The organism is Sphingomonas sp. (assembly GCF_050725575.1).
GTDB lineage: Bacteria > Pseudomonadota > Alphaproteobacteria > Sphingomonadales > Sphingomonadaceae > Sphingomonas.
The window spans coordinates 32,212-53,409 of sequence record NZ_JBOHHW010000038.1 but is presented as its reverse complement, the minus strand read 5'-3'; the positions used below and the strand labels follow the sequence as shown (position 1 = coordinate 53,409).

General features: G+C 62.3%; 23 protein-coding genes. 13 read left to right on the top strand and 10 right to left on the bottom strand.

Annotated elements, in window-relative coordinates:
- The coding region (locus ACRECS_RS20610) for a helix-turn-helix domain-containing protein (RefSeq protein WP_431584830.1) at nucleotides 1–483 on the bottom strand (483 nt) is incomplete at its 3' end.
- A 334-nt stretch (nucleotides 484–817) separates the two neighbouring features.
- Here ACRECS_RS20610 and ACRECS_RS20605 point away from each other — a divergent pair.
- The 7 genes from ACRECS_RS20605 to ACRECS_RS20575 all read left to right on the top strand — a co-directional run bounded on the left by ACRECS_RS20605 (nucleotide 818) and on the right by ACRECS_RS20575 (nucleotide 7,871).
- On the top strand, nucleotides 818–1,348 hold the full coding sequence (locus tag ACRECS_RS20605) for a fasciclin domain-containing protein (protein WP_431584832.1): 531 nt from the start codon (nucleotides 818–820) through the stop codon (nucleotides 1,346–1,348).
- A gap of 84 nt (nucleotides 1,349–1,432) precedes the next feature.
- The gene (locus tag ACRECS_RS20600; RefSeq protein ID WP_431584829.1) at nucleotides 1,433–1,666 is read left to right on the top strand and encodes a hypothetical protein; all 234 of its coding nucleotides are present in this window, start codon (nucleotides 1,433–1,435) and stop codon (nucleotides 1,664–1,666) included.
- A 355-nt stretch (nucleotides 1,667–2,021) separates the two neighbouring features.
- Entirely contained in the window at nucleotides 2,022–2,990 is a 969-nt protein-coding gene (locus ACRECS_RS20595) for a ferritin-like domain-containing protein (protein ID WP_431584828.1), read from the top strand.
- Between the two features lie 53 nt (nucleotides 2,991–3,043).
- Complete coding sequence (locus tag ACRECS_RS20590; RefSeq protein ID WP_431584827.1) at nucleotides 3,044–4,048, top strand: ferritin-like domain-containing protein; 1,005 nt, start codon at nucleotides 3,044–3,046, stop codon at nucleotides 4,046–4,048.
- A gap of 256 nt (nucleotides 4,049–4,304) precedes the next feature.
- Nucleotides 4,305–5,000, top strand: a complete 696-nt coding sequence (locus ACRECS_RS20585) for an HAD-IA family hydrolase (RefSeq protein ID WP_431584826.1) — start codon at nucleotides 4,305–4,307, stop codon at nucleotides 4,998–5,000.
- A gap of 88 nt (nucleotides 5,001–5,088) precedes the next feature.
- The gene (locus ACRECS_RS20580) at nucleotides 5,089–6,687 is read left to right on the top strand and encodes a DUF1963 domain-containing protein (protein ID WP_431584825.1); all 1,599 of its coding nucleotides are present in this window, start codon (nucleotides 5,089–5,091) and stop codon (nucleotides 6,685–6,687) included.
- Nucleotides 6,688–6,965: 278 nt separating this feature from the next.
- Nucleotides 6,966–7,871, top strand: coding sequence for a DNA adenine methylase (locus ACRECS_RS20575; RefSeq protein ID WP_431584824.1), 906 nt, complete (start codon nucleotides 6,966–6,968; stop codon nucleotides 7,869–7,871).
- On the opposite strand, the gene ACRECS_RS20570 is transcribed toward ACRECS_RS20575, so the two are convergent.
- From ACRECS_RS20570 to ACRECS_RS20555, 4 genes are all read right to left on the bottom strand, one after another.
- Entirely contained in the window at nucleotides 7,860–8,603 is a 744-nt protein-coding gene (locus ACRECS_RS20570) for a hypothetical protein (protein WP_431584823.1), read from the bottom strand. The two genes, ACRECS_RS20575 and ACRECS_RS20570, sit on opposite strands and share 12 nt — an antisense overlap.
- Nucleotides 8,596–8,841, bottom strand: a complete 246-nt coding sequence (locus ACRECS_RS20565) for a helix-turn-helix domain-containing protein (protein WP_431584822.1) — start codon at nucleotides 8,839–8,841, stop codon at nucleotides 8,596–8,598. Before ACRECS_RS20565 ends, ACRECS_RS20570 begins: the two co-directional genes overlap by 8 nt.
- Nucleotides 8,842–9,003: 162 nt before the next feature.
- A complete protein-coding gene (locus ACRECS_RS20560) occupies nucleotides 9,004–9,810 on the bottom strand; it encodes a PPC domain-containing protein (RefSeq protein ID WP_431584821.1) in 807 nt (268 codons plus the stop codon).
- Between the two features lie 156 nt (nucleotides 9,811–9,966).
- The gene (locus tag ACRECS_RS20555; protein WP_431584820.1) at nucleotides 9,967–10,152 is read right to left on the bottom strand and encodes a hypothetical protein; all 186 of its coding nucleotides are present in this window, start codon (nucleotides 10,150–10,152) and stop codon (nucleotides 9,967–9,969) included.
- Between the two features lie 178 nt (nucleotides 10,153–10,330).
- Between ACRECS_RS20555 and ACRECS_RS20550 the strand changes: the two genes are divergently transcribed.
- Together ACRECS_RS20550 and ACRECS_RS20545 are read left to right on the top strand one after the other, a co-directional pair.
- The gene (locus ACRECS_RS20550; protein WP_431584819.1) at nucleotides 10,331–10,828 is read left to right on the top strand and encodes a ferritin-like domain-containing protein; all 498 of its coding nucleotides are present in this window, start codon (nucleotides 10,331–10,333) and stop codon (nucleotides 10,826–10,828) included.
- A gap of 97 nt (nucleotides 10,829–10,925) precedes the next feature.
- The gene (locus ACRECS_RS20545) at nucleotides 10,926–11,420 is read left to right on the top strand and encodes a hypothetical protein (protein WP_431584818.1); all 495 of its coding nucleotides are present in this window, start codon (nucleotides 10,926–10,928) and stop codon (nucleotides 11,418–11,420) included.
- Nucleotides 11,421–11,550: 130 nt separating this feature from the next.
- On the opposite strand, the gene ACRECS_RS20540 is transcribed toward ACRECS_RS20545, so the two are convergent.
- Nucleotides 11,551–12,174, bottom strand: coding sequence for a YdeI/OmpD-associated family protein (locus ACRECS_RS20540; protein ID WP_431584817.1), 624 nt, complete (start codon nucleotides 12,172–12,174; stop codon nucleotides 11,551–11,553).
- Between the two features lie 307 nt (nucleotides 12,175–12,481).
- Nucleotides 12,482–14,047, bottom strand: coding sequence for a carboxylesterase/lipase family protein (locus tag ACRECS_RS20535; protein ID WP_431584816.1), 1,566 nt, complete (start codon nucleotides 14,045–14,047; stop codon nucleotides 12,482–12,484).
- Nucleotides 14,048–14,240: 193 nt separating this feature from the next.
- Between ACRECS_RS20535 and ACRECS_RS20530 the strand changes: the two genes are divergently transcribed.
- Nucleotides 14,241–15,563 (top strand): glycoside hydrolase family 1 protein, encoded by a 1,323-nt coding sequence (locus ACRECS_RS20530; RefSeq protein WP_431584815.1) that lies wholly within the window; start codon nucleotides 14,241–14,243, stop codon nucleotides 15,561–15,563.
- A gap of 595 nt (nucleotides 15,564–16,158) precedes the next feature.
- On the opposite strand, the gene ACRECS_RS20525 is transcribed toward ACRECS_RS20530, so the two are convergent.
- From ACRECS_RS20525 to ACRECS_RS20515, 3 genes are all read right to left on the bottom strand, one after another.
- Nucleotides 16,159–16,509: a hypothetical protein gene (locus ACRECS_RS20525; protein ID WP_431584814.1), complete on the bottom strand. Its 351-nt coding sequence runs from the start codon at nucleotides 16,507–16,509 to the stop codon at nucleotides 16,159–16,161.
- A 278-nt stretch (nucleotides 16,510–16,787) separates the two neighbouring features.
- Nucleotides 16,788–18,161, bottom strand: coding sequence for a chromate efflux transporter (chrA, locus tag ACRECS_RS20520; RefSeq protein WP_431584831.1), 1,374 nt, complete (start codon nucleotides 18,159–18,161; stop codon nucleotides 16,788–16,790).
- A gap of 29 nt (nucleotides 18,162–18,190) precedes the next feature.
- Nucleotides 18,191–19,021 carry a chromate resistance protein ChrB domain-containing protein gene (locus tag ACRECS_RS20515; protein ID WP_431584813.1) on the bottom strand — a complete coding sequence of 277 codons (831 nt, stop codon included), beginning with the start codon at nucleotides 19,019–19,021 and terminating at the stop codon, nucleotides 18,191–18,193.
- 258 nt (nucleotides 19,022–19,279) lie between these two features.
- On the opposite strand from ACRECS_RS20515, the gene ACRECS_RS20510 reads away from it, so the two are divergent.
- From ACRECS_RS20510 to ACRECS_RS20500, 3 genes are read left to right on the top strand one after another with little or no spacing between them, the layout of a single operon-like run.
- Nucleotides 19,280–19,609, top strand: coding sequence for a PadR family transcriptional regulator (locus tag ACRECS_RS20510; protein WP_431584812.1), 330 nt, complete (start codon nucleotides 19,280–19,282; stop codon nucleotides 19,607–19,609).
- Nucleotides 19,609–19,968, top strand: coding sequence for a DUF1048 domain-containing protein (locus tag ACRECS_RS20505; protein ID WP_431584811.1), 360 nt, complete (start codon nucleotides 19,609–19,611; stop codon nucleotides 19,966–19,968). Before ACRECS_RS20510 ends, ACRECS_RS20505 begins: the two co-directional genes overlap by 1 nt.
- Nucleotides 19,969–19,972: 4 nt before the next feature.
- On the top strand, nucleotides 19,973–21,196 hold the full coding sequence (locus tag ACRECS_RS20500) for a serine hydrolase domain-containing protein (RefSeq protein ID WP_431584810.1): 1,224 nt from the start codon (nucleotides 19,973–19,975) through the stop codon (nucleotides 21,194–21,196).
- The last annotated feature ends 2 nt before the right edge of the window (nucleotides 21,197–21,198 follow it).

The window sequence follows — 21,198 nt, the reverse complement described above, 5'->3', positions numbered from 1 at the left end:
CCGTGCATAATGGTGCTGTGTCGTAAGGTATTCGGGCGATGTTATTCTCTCGACCCGCTCCTTCGCCTTGCGCATCTCCTCGGCCCAATCCTCCTTTTCCTGAGGGGGCGGGGCAGGCCGGGCCCAGGTTTTGGGGCGCCGGGCGCGCATCCATTGCAGCGCGGCGGCGACATCGGGACGCACTTCGCGCTTGTAGCGCACGATCACCGGCGCCTCGGCATCAGCCGGGTGATAGACGCGCACCGCCTCCTCCTCATAGCCGATCGCGCGCTCGTACAGCGCGCGCTCGACACGGTCGTCGGCAACGTCTTTCCCAAGCTTCGTCGCCTCGGCGAACTCAGGATATGCGGCGCGCCAGCGAAAGATGGTGCTGCGCGAGACGCCGAACGCCTCGGCCAGCTCACGATCGGTCAGGCCATGGGCATAAAGCTCCTGCGCCTGACGGATATAATCGGTTTTGAAAGTTGAGGGTCTGGTTTCCATGCTGCCGGGATAACCGGCTCTGCATGGGGTTTGAATCGAGAGGGCGATAAAGTTCCGGGGGAGATATGGGACACCGGTTGTGCCGTATCTCTGGTGCGCGGCGATCGGGGATCCCTGTAATAATATATATAAATATCAGTAGTTTACTGGTTTTCGCGAGGCGCGGATCGCGAAATAGATATTGTGTCCCCGAAATCGCGACCGGGCCGGTGATGGCGACCGGTGTTGTGACAAGAATCCAGCGCTTCTGCATCCGTAACCACGGGCCTGCCGTATCTCTCGCTGCGATCACGCGAGATCGCGCAGGAGAGCGTCAATGACCAAGTCGATCCGCATGTCGATCTTCGCCGCATCGCTCATGCTTAGCGGCACCGCGATCGCAAAGGGGAACCCGATGGTTGGCGGTGCCGCGATGTATCCGACCAAAACGATCGTCGAGAACGCCGTTAATTCCAAAGACCACACCACGCTCGTTGCCGCAGTCAAAGCGGCAGGTCTGGTCGATACCCTCAACAGCCCGGGCCCGTTCACCGTCTTCGCGCCGACCAACGCGGCGTTCGCCAAACTGCCTGCGGGCACGGTCGACACGCTGCTCAAGCCTGAGAGCAAGGCAATGTTGACCAGCGTCCTGACCTATCACGTCGTTCCCGGCCGGATCAGCGCAGCGGACATTGCCGCCAATGCCAAGGCGCACAAAGGCATGGCGACTTACACCACCGTGCAGGGTGAAAAGCTCATGTTCACGAAAGCAGGCATGGGCTGGAAGATCACCGATTCCAAGGGACATAGCGGCAAGATCACCATCGCCAATGTCGATCAGTCGAACGGCGTGATTCACGTCATCGACACGGTGATGATGCCGTAGTCCGGACAACGTCAAACCTCGGCGACAAACCCCGGCGGCGCGGTCACGCGCCGCCGGCGACGATCGCTAAGCGGAGAAGGGGCCATGCCCAAAAAAACCGTTGGGGAAGAATTGCAGACTCTTTTCAGATTACACGACCAGGGCAGGATCGCTCCGGACGAATTCCAGTATCGCAAGGGGCTTTTGCTGAAGTGCACGGAATGCGAGCTGTCAGCCTTTCTACCTGACCCGGGAGCCGCAACGCGCAGGGCCGCCGTCGCGACTGCCGGTGTTGTGCTGCTGGCCATCATCATGATCGTCCTCGGCCACAAACTGTAGCTGCATTCAGGGCCGCTCCCGAGGGAGCGGTGAGTCGAGCCGGCCAGACCCGACCCGCCAGCATCCGCCTGCGCGTCCGATTTGGGCTCTGTCCTGCCGGGTGAAAACCATGGTCAGATCGAGCTCATCGCGGGGCGCCGCCCGGGAACATCATTCCACGTGCATCCGCACGACATGTTGACCCGTACCTGTTTGCCGAAAGCAGATCCCGATGACTGTGCGCCTGGCTCGCTTGTTGGCGAACGGCCGTGCCGTGCCCGGAATAATCCAGAAAAAATGAATCTTTTCAAATACTTGCAACCAATTTGATATCCGGTAGTTTGCACTGGATGTGACGCATCAGGGAGGTTTGGCAATGACAATCGACCAGGAACAATTGATCGACGTCCTCGACCGGCGTGTCGACCGTCGCAATGAGCGACGCGATTTCTTCAAGGCGGCATTCGGCGCGGCCGCGGTGGCCGGTGCGGGTGTGACCGCGCTCTCCTTTGCCGGCACTGCCGGGGCGCAGAGTGCGCCGAGTGATGCCGATGTGCTGAACTTCGCGCTGAACCTCGAATATCTCGAGGCGCAATTCTATCAGGTGGCGGTGTTCGGCACCGGCCTGCCGGCCGGACAACTGACCGGCACCGGCACGCAGGGTGCGGTGACCGGAGGCCGCAAGGTGACCTTCACCGACCCGGTGGTCGCGCAATATGCCAAGGAGATCGCGCAGGACGAAGTGGCGCATGTCGCATTCCTGCGCACTCAGCTCGGTACCGTGGCGGTCGCGCAGCCGGCGATCGATATCGGCGTCACCCCGACCAGCGCGTTCAGCAATGCCGCGCGCGCGGCCGGCCTGATCGGCGCGGGCGCCGCGTTCGACGTTTATGCCAGTGACGAGAATTTCCTGCTCGGCGCGTTCATTTTCGAAGATGTCGGCGTCACCGCCTATAAGGGGGCGCCGCCGTTGCTGAGCAACAAGACCTATCTGGAAGCCGCCGCCGGCATTCTGGCGGTCGAGGCCTATCATGCCGGGCTGGTGCGCACCGTGCTTTATGCCAAGGGGCTGGCGACGCCGTCGCTGCGCACCTCGGCCGATGCGATTTCCGGCGCGCGTGACAGCCTGGATGGCGCGAGCGATCTCGATCAGGGGATCACCGGCACCGGGACGGGCACTGGTACGACGTCGAACATCGTGCCGCTCGACGCTGACGGGATCGCGTTCAGCCGGACCACGGGGCAGGTGCTCAACATCGTGTACCTGACCAACACGGCCGCCGGCATGGGCGGGTTTTTCCCCGCCGGCGTCAACGGCGCGATCAAGACAAGCGCGGCCAACTGAGCCGCCCCAACCGCTCATCAGCCCGATCGTCACCCATTCAGGGGAGATTTCCGATGCACGATACCGACACGCTTCTCCAGGTCCTCGAGATATCCGATCGTCGTCGCGCGGAGCGCCGCGACTTCATGCGCACGGCGGCCAAGGTTTCGATCGCGGCCGGCGGCCTGTCGCTGCTCGCCGCGTGCGGTGACAATGATAAATGGGACGGGCCGTCGCCGACTCCGACGCCATCACCCACACCGACCCCCACACCGACGGTGACCGACGCCGATGTGCTGAATTTCGCGCTCAACCTCGAATATCTCGAGGCACAATTCTATTCCTTCGCTGCGTTCGGTGCAGGGTTGCCCGCGTCGATGCAGACCGGCACCGGCACGCAAGGGGCGGTGACCGGCGGTCGCGCGGTCAATTTCGTCGATCCGGTGGTGCGCGCCTATGCCCGCGAGATCGCCTTTGACGAACTGGCGCACGTCAATTTCCTGCGCACTCAGCTTGGTGCATCGGCGGTCGCGCAACCGGCGCTCAACATTTCGGGCGATGCGAACGGGGCGTTCACCGCCGCGGCGCGGGCGGCCGGCGTGGTGCCGATGACCGGCACCTTCGATCCCTATTCGAGCGACGAGTTCTTCCTGCTCGGTGCGTTCATCTTCGAGGATGTCGGGGTGACGGCGTACAAGGGCGCGTCGATATTGCTGACCAACAAGACCTATCTCGAAGCGGCGGCCGGGATCCTTGCGGCAGAGGCCTATCATGCCGGCCTGGTGCGCACCGTGCTTTACGCCAAGGGCGTATCGACCACGTCACTGCGCACTGCTGCAGGGCAGATCTCCGACGCGCGCGATAGCCTGGATGGGCCAAGCGATCTCGATCAGGGCATTCTTGCGACCGACCTGACCATGTCGAACATCGTGCCCACTGACGGCAACGGCATCGCCTTCAGCCGTACCGCCGGCCAGGTGCTCAACATCGTCTATCTCAACAAGGCGGCGACGGTCGGCGGGGGGTTCTTCCCCAATGGCGTCAACGGCACGATCCGGACCAGCGCCGCCAGCGGCTGAGTTCGGCTGGGGCGCGCGCAATCTTCCCGCGCGCGCCCGTATCCCGTGTCCTAATTCATGCACCGTCATCGCAATTCGCGGTGGAGCGACATCGCCATGGCCTTGGGCGCCGCTTCGCTGCCCTCGCAAGCGTCGTTTGCCAGCAGGACGAATCCCATTTGCTCCCTGGGGTAGAGGACCATCTGGCTGGTTTCACCGACCGTCCCTCCCGGGTGCGCGGCCGAGCCATTTTCCGCCGGCTATCGGATCGTCAGCGATGTCGTGCGCCAGGGTGCCGCCGGCCTGGGTTGAAGGCTTGCCGGGCGGCATGAGTCATGCTTGGTATCGCCCGATGACGATCAGGGCGATCATGGTCGATGTGGATGGCGTGATCATTGTCCATCCGGATGCGCGCGGGTGGAGCGCCCATCTTGAACGCGACGTCGGCGTGCCCGCATCGGCGCTCCAGACCCGGTTCTTCGAACCGCACTGGGACGATGTGATCCACGGACGCGCATCCCTGCGCGAGCGCCTTGCGCCCGTGCTGAACGAGATATCGCCGCACGTCACCTGCGATGCGCTGGTTGATTACTGGTTCGGCAACGATGCCCATATGAACCACGCTTTGCTGGCTGAACTGGCGTCAATTCGCGCCGCCGGGACGGCGGTTCATCTCGCCACCGTCCAGGACCATGAGCGCGCGCATTATCTGTGGCACGACCTCGACCTGCGCAGCAGATTCGACGGCTTGCATTATGCCGCCGAGCTTGGCTGCGCCAAACCCGCGCCGGGCTTTTTCAGGAGCATCGAAGCGCGTACCGGCTTTCGGCCGCAGGATCTGTTCCTGATCGACGACAGCATCGCGAACGTCGAAGGCGCCACCGCATGCGGCTGGGCCGCGGCGCTATGGACAGGGACGGAAACGGTGCGATCCCTCGTTCACAACCGGCTACGGCATGACGGTACCGAATGACGTTACGGGGCGGTGAAATACACAATATTCTCGATTCTCGCGCGCTGCGCTCAAGCTGGCGGGCTTCGTCATAGGGAAACGGCGATCGATGGCCTGGGACTTCATTAAAAAGATTATGGGTTCCGCCGTGGAAGGCGAGGCACGGGCGACGAAGCCGCCAGCGAAGCAGCCGCCAGCGACGCAGCCGCGACAACAAGGTTTCGGAAGGGCATTGCCCCGACAGCCCGCAAAGGCTTCTTCAAACGCCGATCAGACCGATGCGATGATCGCCAGGATGGTGGAGGAGTCACAGCAGCAGGCTGTCGCTGCCCAGAACGCGCGAACGGCCAAATTCCGTGCCCATGTGGCGCGTCCTGTACCGCCAATCACCGAGGCTGCTCGATCGGAGGTGCGTCGCGCCCAGGATGCCAAGCTGGCGATACGCCACGTCTTCCCCCCGCGCCTGCCGCAGCGCAGCCTCAGCTTCCTTGGTGGATCTCCGGTCGTTCCGACGGATGACAGCTTCGATTGGCCGATGGTGCATAACCGCGAAGGACTGCTCGAGCGCCTTAATTTCATGGCACAGATCGACTGTTCCGATATCCCATCTGGCCCAGCGAGGAACCTGCTGCCGAATAGCGGCTATCTCTATTTCTTCGCTCCGATGTCACTCGAATTCGGCCCGGACGCCCAGCACTTCGTTACGCGATACCTGCCCGGCCCCGCGCGCAAAAGTTGGCAGCCGGATACGTATCTGGCGGTCGGGAAGATCGCGAACCTTTCCGAAGATGTCATCGCACTACGGGGGACAAACTGCGCGTACCCCAAGGTCGAAATCGAATTGGGCTGGTTGGAGGAGCCATCCGATGCGGACGTCGAGGCACGGAGGGCGGAGGGCCTGCCGCACGAGGTTGCGGCGAAAATCCACATTGAGCGTGCCGACGCCTTTCTAGGCCCCAAACGGTTCAGCGAACGCCAGTTGATTGTTTCGGGAGGCGGCAATGCCGATTGGCTTCTCGAGGAAGATTTCCCCACCAACCGGGCCATGGCGCGGACCTTGCGCGACCGCATTTCGAGCCATTGCGCAGCGCAGAACAAGATACTCGATCAGCAGCGTGCCGCGCTGGCAGCGGCCGCCGAGGATGATCCGGCGTTTGCCGTCATCACGGAACGCAAGAGCGCAATATCGGCCCTTAACGAACGATCCAGCAAGGCATTCGCCGGCACGGACTGGAACCAGAGCAATACCGTCGCAGCGCTAACGGAGGACCAAAGAACACGCGCCAATATCTTCCTTCGTGAGATCCTGGAGGAAGGGGGGCTGGTCTGGGCGGAGGGTGCTGAGCGCCCGCACTGGCGCGACAAGCAAGTTATCCATGGCTGGATGGCCCTCGCTGCAGTCAAGGGGGCGCAGGCGGCGTTGATGCGGGAACCGGCTCCCGAGGTGGCACCAATCCCGCCTGCAATCATCGATGCGCTCGCCTTGCGCCACGACGCCCGCCAGCATCATTCGTTCGGCAATGGCATCGTCGTGCAAGTCGCGGCGGACGAGATGAAGGAACGGTATATTCTACTGCTACAACTCGGCCTCGACGCTGAGATGGATTGGCTCGTCGGCGAAATGGGGCCGCTGCAATACTGGATCACGCCCGAGGACCTGGCAGCATGCCGGTTCGAAAACACAGTGCTGACGATTGAAGCCTATTAGTCGGATATGAGGCAGGGGACGGTCGCGATCCGTTTGCCGGTGGACCGTCTATCATCGCGCCGTCGGCCGCTCAGGCCGGCATTGTGTCTCATTGTTCCAGTTCGGGAGAAATTTTATCATTTAATATCAGTAATATATATGGAACAAGTGGCGATCCTTTTGCAGCAAGGCTCCTCGTTACAAAACCGGAAAAGTCTGCGCGTATCATGCAGATCATCGCATAAACTTCAGAAAAGGGGGATTGACGAATGATGACTCGGGGTAGCATGTCGCTACCAATGACAAACAGCCCCCTTTCTCTTCAGCCGATTCCATATCAGGGCAGCAAACGCGCACTCGCACCTCGGATTTGCAAACTTTTCCCTGATCCTGTCGCTACGCTCTACGAGCCCTTTGCGGGGTCGGCAGCGATAACGCTTTTCGCTGCGACGCATGATCTGGCCGAAAAATTTGTTATCGGAGATACGCACGCGCCCTTAGTCGATCTCTGGGCGCTCATCGTTGAAAACCCTGGCGAGCTTTCTGATAGATATGCAGCAACATGGCATGCCCAGTTCGATGTTGGCGCAACTCATTTCAATGAAGTTCGGGCAGAATTTAATGAAAACAAAGACCCTGTTCTGCTGCTTTATCTCATAGCACGATGCGTTAAAAATGCTGTGCGCTTCAATCGCCACGGTAACTTCACGCAGTCACCGGATAAACGCCGCACGGGTATGAAGCCGGATCGTGTCACTCGGACAGCGCATGCCGTGAGCCGGTTGCTCAAGGGGCGGGTGGAACTGTTTCGCGGTGACTTCCGGGAATGCGTCGCGTCAGCTGCGCCCGGCGATCTCATCTATCTCGATCCTCCCTATCAGGGGACGACTTATGGCGCCGACAAACGATACGCGTCGGGTTTGGAGCGCGAAAAGCTGATCGACGCGCTGCATAATTTCGACGATCGAGGCGTACCCTATATCCTGTCCTATGATGGGCAGATGGGCGAGAAGACATATGGCGAGCCGCTCCCCGATACGATCGACGCGGAGCATCTGGCAATCCACGCAGGCAGATCGTCACAGGCGACAATCAGTGGTCGAACTGATGAAACGATAGAAAGCCTCTATGTTTCGCGTTCGCTTAAACCAGATGGCGCCGATATTTTCCGTGCGCGCCCCGCCCAGGAGCTTCTATTCGCTTAATTTCCGCTTGATGTAGCTGCCCAGCTCCAGGCCATGGGCCCTGGCTTGCTTTTTCAGACGCTCGAAATTTGCCACCTCGTCGCCGTTCCAGACCAGTTCGACGCGGCGAGAGGGGGTTTCGGCAATATGAGTGTAATCTTCTGGTGAAGCCCAAAAACATGCCCTGCAAATGACAGGGTTATGCTTGACCAAAAAATTGTCGCAATGCTCACACGACCAGCTTTTGGCGCGGTTCGATGATGCGTCCAGCAACATGAAATCGCGCGGGTCAAGCATTCCGCCGTCGTCACCTGCGATCTCGTAGGGTACGCGGTGATCGATCTGCAGATATCGTTCGTCTAGCGGTTCGCTGGTGATTGTATCTCGTGATCCGTAGAGCCCGATCAGATCTTTTTTAAACTGCTTCGAAAACGCTTTGCGGCCGCCGAGGCGCCCTGCCTTAATCTTCGATATGTCATCAAAGGTATAAGCGCCCATGCGGCGGCCGGTTTTGGAACTCACCACATTATAGGTGATGAGCGGGATGCCATTCTCCCGGACATCCCTGATCGCACGGGGCGGGTGATCATACCCATAAAGCTCGCTCAGATCTTCGTTGGTGATGATCCCATGTTCCAAAATATGGTCAATCACTATGCGAGCGCGTTTCGCATCCACGCTCCTGCATAAAGCCAGCATCGCTTGATCAAGGCTTGCTGCTGGTGTTCGCTCTATACCGTTGAAATCAGACATTCTTAGGCTGCAGCAGTTCTCGGGGATCAATGTTCAAGGCTGTTGCCAATGCTTCAAGCGTAGACAGAGTGATGTTACGCTCTCCGCGTTCAACCGATCCTATGTATGTGCGGTGATATCCACATATTGCCGCGAGCTGTTCCTGCGACAGTCCAAGCCGCAGGCGCTTATCCTTGAGGTTTGAGGCCACTATGATTTGCAGCGCACCGGAATTGGTTTTTTCAGCACTCATTTCCATCGATATGTCAGAAATAGAACACTCTGAGTCTACAGACTTCGAGTAGAGTAGTGCGGTGCATGGAGGCTGCAAGATTCGAAAATTCGAATTATGCGGTAGCCGAGGGGCCCGATCCACAGGTGACGAGGCCGGCGAATGCCGGGTGATCACCAACCCGCTCGATCAGGGCTGCTGCCCGACGCGCAAGCGATAGCTTCCGGTGTTGTGATCCCTGGTCGAGCCCGACGCGCGCACGATAAAGTCGCCGCTTTCCTCGGGAGTGAAGGTGAGAAACGCGTTCATCTTGCCGCCGCCGTCATCGTCGCCGGCAATCGGGTCGGTGCTCTGGCGATTATCCGCCGGATAGACCTGCAGCAGCGGATCGAGGTCGTCGCCCTCGCGATCCATCGAGATCAGGACCCGCTTGCCGCCCTCGAAGTGGAACAGATAGTCATCGATGCGGCGGCCGTTGATCTCGCCATCGCTTTGCGTCAGCGCGCCGGCATAATGTTTGAAGACCAGCGTGCTGCTCCCGTCCGGGCTTGGCCGCAACAGCGGCGGCAAGGGGGGAAGGTCGCGCACCTTCAGCACATAGCTGCCCTTATTGTCGCTGACGGCGGACACGCGCACGCGGTACGTCCCGCTCCGGGTGGGGGTGAACTCGATATAGGCGTTGTTCCCCTCACCGCTATCGTCGTCCTTTGCGATCTCCTCGTCATTATCGTCGGCGAAGGACAGGCGCATCTTGGTGTCGAAATTCTCGGAGTCCGCGCTGAACGCGTACCGCTGCCCCGCCTCCAGCGGCATGGTGCGGACCTGGTAGGGATTGCCGTCGTCCAGCGGGCTCTTGCTGTCGAGCTGTCCCGGAAACTCCCGCTCATTCTTGCCCGTGGTCTGCGCCGGCGCCGGCGTCGCGATCATCGCCGCGATTATCGCCGGGGCGGCCGCCATGGCCAGCCAGCTCAGTTTCATCCGCGACGTATCGATCATGGCGCACCCCTTTACTTGCAACTCGACCGGCCAGGGCAGGGTCGAGACCGAACCTGCCGCCGCATCCCTTGCGGGGCTAGCGAGGTCCGGTGCCGCTGACAATCCGAAACCGGGGGCCGAAACCGGGGGCCGAAACCGGGGCCCGAAAGCCGGGCGCTACCGACAGTCCGCGATCCTGCCATGGCTCTTGATCTGCGTCTCGATCGCGAGAAGCTGATCCCGGGTCTCCCGTGTTGCAGGCTCCTCGCCGCCATCCTGTTCCAGCAAGGCGAGGCGAATTCGCAACGCCACGCGCTCGTCCTGCAACGCCGTCAGCGCCGTGTCGGATTTTATCTGCCTCAATCCCGTTCTCCTTGCTTCCATGTGTTCACGGTGCGTGGAGGTCCATAATATCAAAGAATATTTCTTAGGAAGCGCGGTCGATATAAAGTTGATCTAAAGCAATAAGCTTTTTCCAATCTTGCCGGAACGAAACATTGTTCCGCCCGGTTAAAGACGCTCCATCCTATGGAGTAAGATAATGGCCGATAAAACCCTGGAAACCTTGTTCCATGACACGTTGAAAGACATTTATTACGCGGAACGAAAGATCCTCAAGGCTCTGCCGAAAATGGCCCGGGGGGCTGATGCGCCCGAGCTGAAGGCGGCGTTTGAGAAGCATCGCGAGGAAACCGAGGGGCAGATCGAGCGCCTGGAGCAGGTTTTCGAGATCATCGGCAAGCCGGCGCGCGGCAAGACCTGCGATGCGATCGAAGGCATTCTGGCCGAGGGCGACGAGATACTCGAAGAGTATAAGGGAACGGCCGCGCTGGATGCCGGCCTGATCGCGTCGGCCCAGGCGGTCGAGCATTACGAGATCACCCGCTATGGCACGCTCAAGCGCTGGGCGCTGGTGCTTGGCCTGGACGATGCGGCGGCGCTGCTCGATGCGACGCTGCAGGAGGAATCGGCGACCGACGAAGGCCTGACCGCGCTGGCGGACAGCTCGGCCAACGCCAAGGCGCTCGAACCGGCCTGATCGAAGGCGCGGCGGCCTGGCGGAATCACGCCGGGTCGCCGCGCCTCCCGGGGCGATCACGGACGGGGGTGGGCGGACTCGGGACAGGCGTCATTCGATGAGCGCACTCCAATTGGGGCCCGCAATCCGTGTCGCCGTATCTGCCAAGATTGAGTACCCCAGGTCATCGGTCTATATCTTCGATATGGACACAGGCTTTGCTCCCAAGGTGTTGGTGATCGGCGTCGATCCCGACATGCTTGATCCTGATGATTGGGGAGTGACGGCCGAGCAGAATGCGATGGTAAAGCGCCTGATTGCCGAGGGAGAGGCCGCCCTCAGTGCTGCCGGCTATGCGGTCGAAATGGTCCTGATCGCGATCGATGCACCCCTTGATGATGCCCTTGCGCCAAGGCTGAAGGCCGAAGCGTGGGACTGTGTTGTCGTCGGCGGCGGCATACGCAAACCGCCGGAGCTGCTCGACTTGTTCGAGCGGGTCGTCAACGTCGTCCACCGTCACGCCCCGACAGCCGCAATCGCCTTCAATTCCAGGCCTGACGATACCCTTGATGCCGTGCGTCGCTGGATCGACGCTGGCGATCGCGATCATTAGTTGGAGCTTTTCCCCGACAGCAATGCGGGCGGCTCAGCATATTTCTGAATTTGGCCTAAAGCGGCTTCAGAAATCAGGCAAAACGCAGCCATTGCCTCGGAAAAATAGGCAATGCGCCGCGTGGGCCCCATCAGCTCTTGGCATATTTCCAGAAACCGCCCTTGCCTTCGGCGATCCACGCCAGCGCTTCGTCAATTCGCTTGTCGCGGGTCGCCTCGGTCTTCGCCTCGCCGATCCAGACATTATACTCTTTCTGGAACGACGCTGATTTGCCCTCGAAAATCGCCCTGATCGCCGGCGCCTGCGCGAGCCGTTCGGCAAAGGCGTCGGGTATGCCGACCTCTTTTTTGGGGCCGTCGGACTGTCGTGGCGGGAGCTTCACGCCGCGCTCATTCAGCGACATGGCCTCCCTGATCCAGGCGATGAGGTCATTGTCGGAGGGCAGATCGGCGATTGTCGTCAGCTTGCCCATGAAGCGTTTGGCGGCCGGCAGGTCCGAATTCGCCTTGAGCCGCGCATCGGCCATCAGGCTGTCCTTCCAGAAGCTGAAGGAGCAATGCTTTTTGTAGGCGGCGAAGATGCCCATCATCTCGCCCCGATAGTCGAAATGCGGGATCCCCCATTTCATCTCCTCGACCACCTCGGGGCAGGTCGCGTGGAGCAGGCCGCGCAGATGGACGAAAATCGGCTTCGCAAACTCCTCCGCGGCGTCGAGATAGGCGTCGACCTTGGGATTGTGGTTCGGCACAGGCATAAGATCGGCTCCTTTCAGTCTTTCGCGTGGCCCGCCCCGGACTTTCTCCGCCGGTCGCGAGGTGCGGCGTCACGCAGTCGCCGGCACTGGCGTGGCAGCGCGCGTCCGGCCTGTGCAACCCGGATGCGGCGAACGTCGCGCATGCGCTGCCGAATGACGGCATCCTGAATGCAGGGGGCAGGGCGTTCATTGCGGTTGCGGCATCAGGCAGGCGATCGATGCCCGGATCGCCTCTCCCCAGCAAGCGTCAGTGATATGGCCACAGCGATACCGCGAATGGCGCGGAATGCCGTCGTGTCGCGCGTGCCTATTTCCCGGGATCGAGCATCCCGGGATCAAGCGCGGGCAGGGGATGGGCCTCCTGCGCGTCATATTGCGCTTTGCGGAACTGCCGTTCGACGCGCGTCCTGCTGTCGAATTCCATCAGGGACTCGTCGGCACCGACATAGGCCGGCCATGCCGGGCCGCCGGCGCAGACCGGCGTGCCGGTCCTGGCGAACCCGACCCAGCAGGAGTGCACCAACTTGCTGACCGCGCGGTCGCGTTCGCTGACCGCCAGGCCCTGACCAAGCACGCCGAGATGCTCCCAGCTGTCGAACACGAAAGGGATTTCCCCGGCGTGATCCGCGCCCTTGGCGGTCGCGCGTCTGGCATCGATGACATAGGAGAAATGATAGAGCCATGCCGGATTGCCCGACGCCTTGGACGCGACCCAGCGTGCCGGCGCACCCATCACAGCGTCGCCGAACAGCGAGTCACCCAGATCGTCACCCCCCTTGGTATCGGTATAGGCCGCCTTGAGCGGCGCTGGCGCGATGGCCGCCACCATCGCGGCCGGCAGCTTGAATTCGGCCAGCAGCGAGGCTTCGTAACTGTTGGAGCCAATGATCAGCGGCACCTTGGCGATCCGGCCGGCGGCAAAGGCGTCGCGCGGCGACAGGGTCAGCAAACGGCCGTCCGTCACCGGGAGAAAACCCTCGCCGCTTGCCGCCAGCAGGGCGGCGGCGGGAAGGGCGCGCAACTGGGCGAGGCTGGCCCCGGCGGGAGCACCGGCGCGCGTGGCGGTTTTGACACCCTCGGCTTCGCGTGACGCCAGGCTGATCGATGGCCACCAGCCGCCGCCCGATTCAACGATCGCCTTGGCGAACAGGCCGTTGGCCGACGGCATGGTCATCAAGGCGAGGATGTCCATGCCGCCGGCCGATTCACCGAACACTGTCACATTGGCCGGATCGCCACCAAAGGCGGCGATGTTGCGCTGAACCCATTGCAATGCGGCGCGCTGATCGAGCAGCGCGTAATTGGCGAGCGGTGCGTCGTTGCTGGCTGCTTTGGTCAGTTCAGGATGGGCAAAGAAGCCGAACGTGCCGAGGCGGTAATTGAAGCTGACCAGGATCACGCCGTCACGAGCGAAGGCCGATCCGTCATAGGCCCCGACCGAACTGGCCCCAAAGGCATTGCCGCCGCCATAGATCCACACCATCACCGGCGCTTTCCTGGCTCCCTTTGGCGCCCATATATTGAGCGACAGACAGTCCTCGCTGGTCGGACCGGTCACGCCGCCGGCATTCGGCTTGCCATCGGCGTTCATCTTCTGAAGGCAGGCGGGCCCGTAGTCGCGGACGGGCCGCACACCGAGCCAGCTTTCCGCCTTTTCCGGTGGCGCCCAGCGCAATGGACCGATCGGCGGCGCGGCATAGGGCAGTCCCTTGAAGGACAGGAGATCGCCATTGGCGGTGCCGCCCACTTTGCCGGTATCGGTGACAACCACGGGGCCGGCAGGCGACGCGGTTTTCGCCGTGGAGCCGGTTGCGGCACTGACCGTCAATCCGGCCGCCAATCCGGCCAACACCAACTGCGTCAAGACCTTCATGCTGCTCTCCCCTGGCCTGTTCCAGTCCGCCGTCCTCGTTCCGCCGGCCGATATGCGGCATAGCGGGCAAGGTCTCATCAATGGCATATGATGATAGTTATGGCTATATAGTAATTATAAGTATCCTATCGCCCAATTTCCCGCTACCAAAAGCCGCAAAGCCGCGAGCGATGCGGCGCGACAGGAGAGGGTTATGGGCGAGGGTGCCGATCTATCGCGCCGGGCCGTGATGGCCGGCGTTGCCGGTGCGGCCGCAGCGGCTTTTGCCCCCGCCGCGCAGGCCGCGGCGAAGGCGGCGAAGCCGCTGCCCAGGGGCTTTCTCTGGGGCACGGCGACCGCCGCGCACCAGATCGAGGGCAATAATATCAACTCCGATCTGTGGCTGGCGGAGAATATCAAGCCGACCCTGTTCGCCGAGCCATCGCTCGACGCGTGCGATGCCTATCACCGTTATGACGAGGATATCGCGCTCTCCGCCAGGCTGGGGTTCAATTCGCATCGCTTCGGGATCGAATGGGCGCGGATCGAGCCCGAGCCGGGCAAGTTCAGCGAGGCCGAGCTCGACCATTATCTGCGCGTGCTCGAGGCGTGCCATGCGCATGGCCTTGCCCCGATCGTCACCTATAGCCACTGGACCGTGCCGCGCTGGTTCGCGATGCGCGGCGGATTCGAGCAAGCCGACAGTCCGGACCTGTTCGCCCGTTTCGCCGAGAAGGCGACCGCAAAGCTTGGCCCGCTGATCCATGCCGCGGCGACCTTCAACGAGGCCAATACCGCGCGCGGGCTTCGCGCCAATCCGATGTTCAACACGATCGCGCCGTTCGCGCGGGCGATGTTCGCCGCCTGCGCCAAGGCAAGCGGATCGGACCGCTTCGCCTCGGTGGTGTTCGCCGATCTCGAGAAGAGCGAAGCCAATCAGGTGCTGGCGCATCAAAAGGCGTTTCAGGCGATCAAGGCCGGGCCGGGCGATTTTCCGGTCGGCATCACTCTTGCGCTCCAGGCCATTCAGGGCGTCGGCGAAGGCAACAAGGCCGAAGCGCTTGCCGGGCAACTGGTCGGGCCATGGATGGACGAGGCGGCAAAGGGCGATTTTGTCGGGGTCCAGACCTATACCCGCATCCTGGTCGACAAGAACGGCCAGCTTCCCGCGCCCAAGGGCGCCGAGATGACCGGGGCGGGCTATGAATATTATCCCGAGGCGCTGGGTGAGACGATCCGCTATGCCGCCAAGGCGACCGGCAAGCCGATCTATGTCACCGAAAACGGCATCGCCACCGAAGACGACACACGCCGCATCGCCTATATCGACCGCGCGCTGGCCGAGGTGCGCGCGTGCATCAATGACGGGATCGATGTGCGCGGCTATCTTCACTGGTCGCTGCTCGACAATTTCGAATGGGTGTTCGGCTATAAGCAGCGCTTCGGGCTGGTCGCGGTCGACCGGCAGAGTTTCAAGCGCACGCCCAAGCCCAGCGCGGCCTATCTCGGCAAGCGGGCGCGGGCGAACCGGCTGTAGTCAGCCTGTCATGCTGTGGGCCTACGGCGCCGGGAAACATCGGACAGCCATGGGGACTTGAGCGCTCCAGGTTTGCCTTGAGAAATCCGGTAGCCGGGCACATCCTGCCGACCACCGATCACTGAAATACTGGGCATCAAGGAATGACGGCGCGCTTCTCAGCAAGTCCCATTGTCAATTCAAGGGCGTTGAGAATTATTGTCTGGATATTTAATTTATGAGTGTTTCAACGCAATTGTTACTGGAAGATGCTTTAAGGCGTCTGTTATCTAATGAGCTTAGTCATTATACTAAGTTATCACATGAGATTAAATGTGACGATGGAGTAGAATACCTTGAGTGTCGTATAAAAAAGACGGCAAACGAGTCTTCGGACGAGATTACGAAGGTTATCGTAAATATGGACGACGAAGGTGAGATTAGAATTAAGATAGTGTATTTTTAGATTTCACTACAGTTTCTATATTGTTGAAACTAGAATCGCAGTGATAGTATAAATCTGTTCCATAATTCCGGTCACCGCCACCAACCGCCCCCTGTCATACAGCCACGCCGGCGAGATGGAGCGCGATCCCCGCTGCCGCCGTCATCCGGGTCAGACTGTCCAGGTCCAGTCGATCGGGTGGTTGAAAATCGGGGTGAAGGTCACGCCGACCGCCTCCATATCCCGGCGGCCGTCGACCACCATTTCCTTCAGCCGGTCCAGCTGCGCCGCGTGCTCGTCAGTGTCCCAGACACTGACTTGCACGATCGAGCCCTTTGGCGAGACGCCGGCATAAAAGTGGATGAGCCCCGGCAATTGTCTGATCGCCGGGATGATGTATGCCGAGGTCTTCTTGCTCGCGGCGTCGACCTCGGCGAACCGGCTCGGGTCGAAGCTGGCGCGCGAGACGCGGACGACGGCGGTTGCCGGTAATGACTCGGCCATGGTGATTCTGTCCGTCATCGGAATCCGTCTCCCGGCAATGACGTTAATGTACCATCCGCGCGTAACAACCGGAACGCCATTAAATGCGTGTCCTGTCGGCTAACGCGAATTTTCGTCACCGAACTCCGGCTGCGGTCGCCCTTGCCGGCGCGCTGGTCGTGGCAATGACGGCCGCGCGCCGCCGGGTGAGGTTCGGCGCTCGAGACGGTATTTGGGCGGCGACCGTTCAAGGTTGAACGTCGCGCTTTATGTGCCGATCGGGTGAGTGCATTGCCGCCGAAATCGAACCGCGCCCGTCATACAGCCACGCCGGCGAGATAGAGCGCGATCCCCGCTGCCGATGCGGCAAGGAGCGTGGGGATGGCGCCCGCCTTGAAGCGCAGCATCGCCATGATCGATGCCCCCGACAGGAGCAGCGCCCAGCGATCGACACTGGCGAGCACCGGCATGTCGAACTGGATCGGCCCGGCCGCGAATGGCTGCACGGCGCGGAAGATGGTGTGGATCGCGAACCAGATTGCCAGGTTGAGGATCACCCCGACCACCGCAGCGGTAATCGCCGAGAGTGCGCCCGCGACCGCCGCGTTGCCGCGCAACCGCTCGATGAACGGCGCACCGAGGAAGATCCACAGGAAGCAGGGAATGAAGGTGACCCAGGTCGCGAGCAACCCGCCCAGCGTGGCCGCGATCAAGGGGGGCAGCATGCCGGGGTCGCGATAGGCGCCCATGAAGCCGACGAACTGGAGCACCATGATCAAGGGCCCCGGTGTCGTTTCCGCCATACCAAGCCCGTCCAGCATCTCGCCGGGCTGGAGCCAGTGATAGGATTGCACGGCTTCCTGCGCGACATAAGCGAGGACGGCATAGGCGCCGCCGAACGTGACCATCGCCATGGTCGAGAAAAAGGTCGCGATCTGGCTGAACACATCATCGGGGCCGAGCCACAGGATGAGGATGCCGACCGGGACCAGCCACAGCGCGAGCCACACCGCGGCGGTCCTGGCGGCCTGGCGCGGCGAGACCCTGGCGTGCGCCGGCAATTCCTCGCCAAGCAATGTCTCGGCGTCCGCGACGATCGTTCCACCGGGCGCGCCATGGCCGCCGCCGACCCTGAAGACGGCAAGGCCCGCGCGCCCGCCAAAATAGCCGATCAGCCCCGCCGCCAGGACGATAACCGGAAAAGGCACGCGCGCGAAGAAGATGAGCAGGAAAGCCGCCGCCGCGAGCGCCAGCATGACATTGTTCCTGAGTGCGCGGCTGCCGATCCGGACGACCGCCTGGAGCACGATTGCCAGCACCGCTGCCTTCAGCCCGAAGAACAAGGCCGAGACGATGCCGAGCTGCCCGTAGATCACGTAAATCCAGGAGAGCGCCATGATCGAGACCATGCCGGGCAGGATGAACAGGCCGCCGGCGATGATCCCGCCCCGGGTCCGATGCATCAGCCAGCCGATATAGGTGGCAAGCTGCTGCGCTTCGGGGCCGGGAAGCAGCATGCAATAGTTCAGCGCATGCAGGAAGCGATGCTCGCCAATCCAGCGTTTCTCCTCGACCAGCACGCGGTGCATCAGCGCGATCTGTCCCGCCGGGCCGCCGAACGACAGTGCGGCGATGCGCAGCCAGACCCAAAAGGCTTGGCCGATCGAGACCGCGACGGGCCGTTCCCGCATGGCCGCCGCGTTCGGCGCCGCGGCCCCGCTCACGCGCCCTTCCCGGGCCTGGGCGCCTTGTGGGATGTCCAGTCATGCGTCTCGTCAGTCGCATCGCGGCACCAGCGATAGAGCGCATCATAGACCGCGATCCCGGCGTCGAGCTGCACGAGATCGTCGGCATGGAGGCGTGAGAGGCCAAGCGAGATGGCGAGCAGCCCCGCCGCCTCGGGGGCAAGATCGGGGCGGGCGGTATCCGCGCCGCGCACGATCACCGCGAGCCGGGCGAGCCCGTCGACCTGGCTCAGGCCGAACTCCCTGACCATGACGTCGAAGGTGCAAAGGTCGCCGTCATGCGTCCAGCGCACGCCTGTGCCATCAATATCGAACGGTGTCGCGCCCATCCGCGCCGCGACGGCCAGCACCTCGGGCGTCGGTACGAACAGGAACATCGCCGCCGGATCGACGAAGCGGCGGATCAGCCAGGGACAGGCGATACGGTCGACCTTGGGCCGCGCGCGCGTTACCCAGAGTGTGCGGCCAGCCGGATCGCGCGGCGGGATAGCCGCGTCGTTGAGCACGGGATGTCCCGCATCGATCCAGCCCGCCACGCCGCCGTCAAGGACATCGGCGTCGGCCCCGGCCTGACGCAGCCAGGCGGCCGCACCATGGCCGGCCGCGCCGCCGTCGTCACAGGCAATCACGACCGACGCACCGGCGAGGCCGGGTGCCCAACTGGCGATGTCAGCGAACGGCCGGCGGACCGAGCCAGGGATCCGGCGCGGATCGGCATCATTGCGGATATCGATGATGGCAGGGCATCGCGGCGTGCCGAGCAGTCGGACAAGCTTGTCGGCGGCAATGGCGTTGATTCCGGGCATATGCGTCCTCACGGCAGTTGGGACGCGATACTTCAGCCTGTCGCCTCATGGGGAGATCGCTTTCCCCATGCGGGCAAATTGTCCGGCGACCGGGCCGCTGTCAAGCGGCGCGCTGCCTGTTGCAGCAATGCCCCTGCATCAATGTTCCTGCATCAATGTTCCTGCAGGTGCGCGTTTCCGAACAGGGCTTGACGACCACTATTCTGTGTCACTATGTACCAGTAGTGAGTAGCACTGAGTAGTGAGGGAAAGCAGCCTATGGGCAAGCAGATGACGGAAATGCTCAAAGGCACGCTGGAGGGCATTGTCCTCGCGATCCTGTCCGGCCGGCCGGCCTATGGCTATGAGATTACGGCGCGGCTGCGCGGGCAGGGCTTTTCCGACATCGCCGAGGGCACCGTCTACGCCCTGCTCGTCAGGATCGAGCAGCGCCGCTTTGTCGATGTGGAAAAAATCCCATCCGAGAAGGGGCCACCGCGCAAGGTCTATTCGCTCAACGCGCAGGGGCGGGACTATCTCGAGGAGTTTTGGAGGACGTGGCGCTTCCTCGCGGAACGGCTCGAACAACTGCATGAAGGAGACAAATGATGTCGATCCTGGAGTTCACGTCGAAGCTGATCGGCGAGAAGCGGCGGTGGCGGGACTATAAGGCCCGGGTCCGCAAGCTTCCCGCGAACTACCGCGCCGCGGTCGAGGCGTTCGAGCGGTATCTGATGTATTTCGGATCGGAGGACGCCGACAGCGTATGTTCGATGTTCGAGGACCTAGCCGACCTGTTCGAGCAGAGTGCGGCCGATGGAACCCCGATCCGCGACATTGTCGGGGAAGAGCCGGTGGAGTTCATCGAAGCGTTCCTGCGCAATTATCCGGAGGGGCAGTGGCGGTACCGCGAGCGCGACCGGCTGACCGACGCGATCGATCGCGTCGCGGGTGACGATGAGGCATGAGGCGATGAGTGATATTGATGGCCTGGTCGAGGCCGGCTGGGAGCCGGTGGCGGATATTTTCCGCGCCAATCTGAAGGACGGACGGGATCTGGGCGCGGCATGCTGCGTCTATGTCGACGGGCGCGCCGTGGTCGATCTATGGGGCGGCGTGGCCGACCGCGAGACGGATCGTCGCTGGGACCGCGACACGGTCGCGCTCGTCGCGTCGACCACAAAGGGGGCGACTGCGATCTGCGCGCATCTCCTCGTTCAGCGCGGCCAACTCGATCTCGATGCGCCGGTCACGCGCTACTGGCCGGAATTCGGCGCGGCGGGCAAGGAGATGCTGCCGGTCCGCTATCTGCTATCGCATCAGGCGGGCCTGCCCTATGTCGATCCACCGGTGACGTTCGAGGATGCGTGCGCCTGGGATCCGCTGGTTCGCGCGCTGGAAGCGCAAAAGCCGCTTTGGACGCCCGGGACGGAGCATCTCTATCACGCGATGACATTCGGCTTTCTCGTCGGGGAAGTGGTCCGGCGTATTACCGGCAAGACGCTGGGCAATTTTTTCGCCGATGAAATCGCCGGCCCGCTGGGGTTGTCGGCATGGGTCGGCCTCCCTGAGGAAATCGAGCCGTGCGTGGCGACGCTCGCGACCGCCCCGTTTCCCTATAATTCCATGGAAGACATGGTGGCCGATTTCGCCAGGCTGATGAGACTGGAACCCGCCGTCGCGGGGGCGGTGATGCAGACGGTCTACGGGCCGGGAACGGCGTTCATGAAGGCTGGCGCCGTGGGCGGCGTCACCGAGGAGAATATGCACTCGCGCGACTATCGGGCGGCTGAGTTCCCCGGCGCAAACATGGTCGCCAGTGCTCACGCTATCGCCCGCCTGTATGCCGCGACGGTGAGCGAGGTCGACGGCATCCGCCTGTTGCGGCCCGACACGGTGATGGCGATGACGAAGGCTCAAACCAGCCACAGCCGCATGCACGGCGCCCCGTCGGAACTGCTGCCCGCGACAAAGAACCTGTTCAACATGTCGCTCGGTTTCTGGCGGGCGACACCACCGGTCCATCCGCTGTTCGGCCCGGCATCGTTCGGCCATCCGGGCAGCGGCGGGTCGCTTGGGGCGGCCGATCCCGACTCCCGGGTCGGCTTTGGCTATGTGCCGAATCTCTGGCCGGCCGCCATGATCGATCCGCGCGCCATCGAGCTGACGGCGGCAGTCCGGCGGTGCCTCGGCTGACC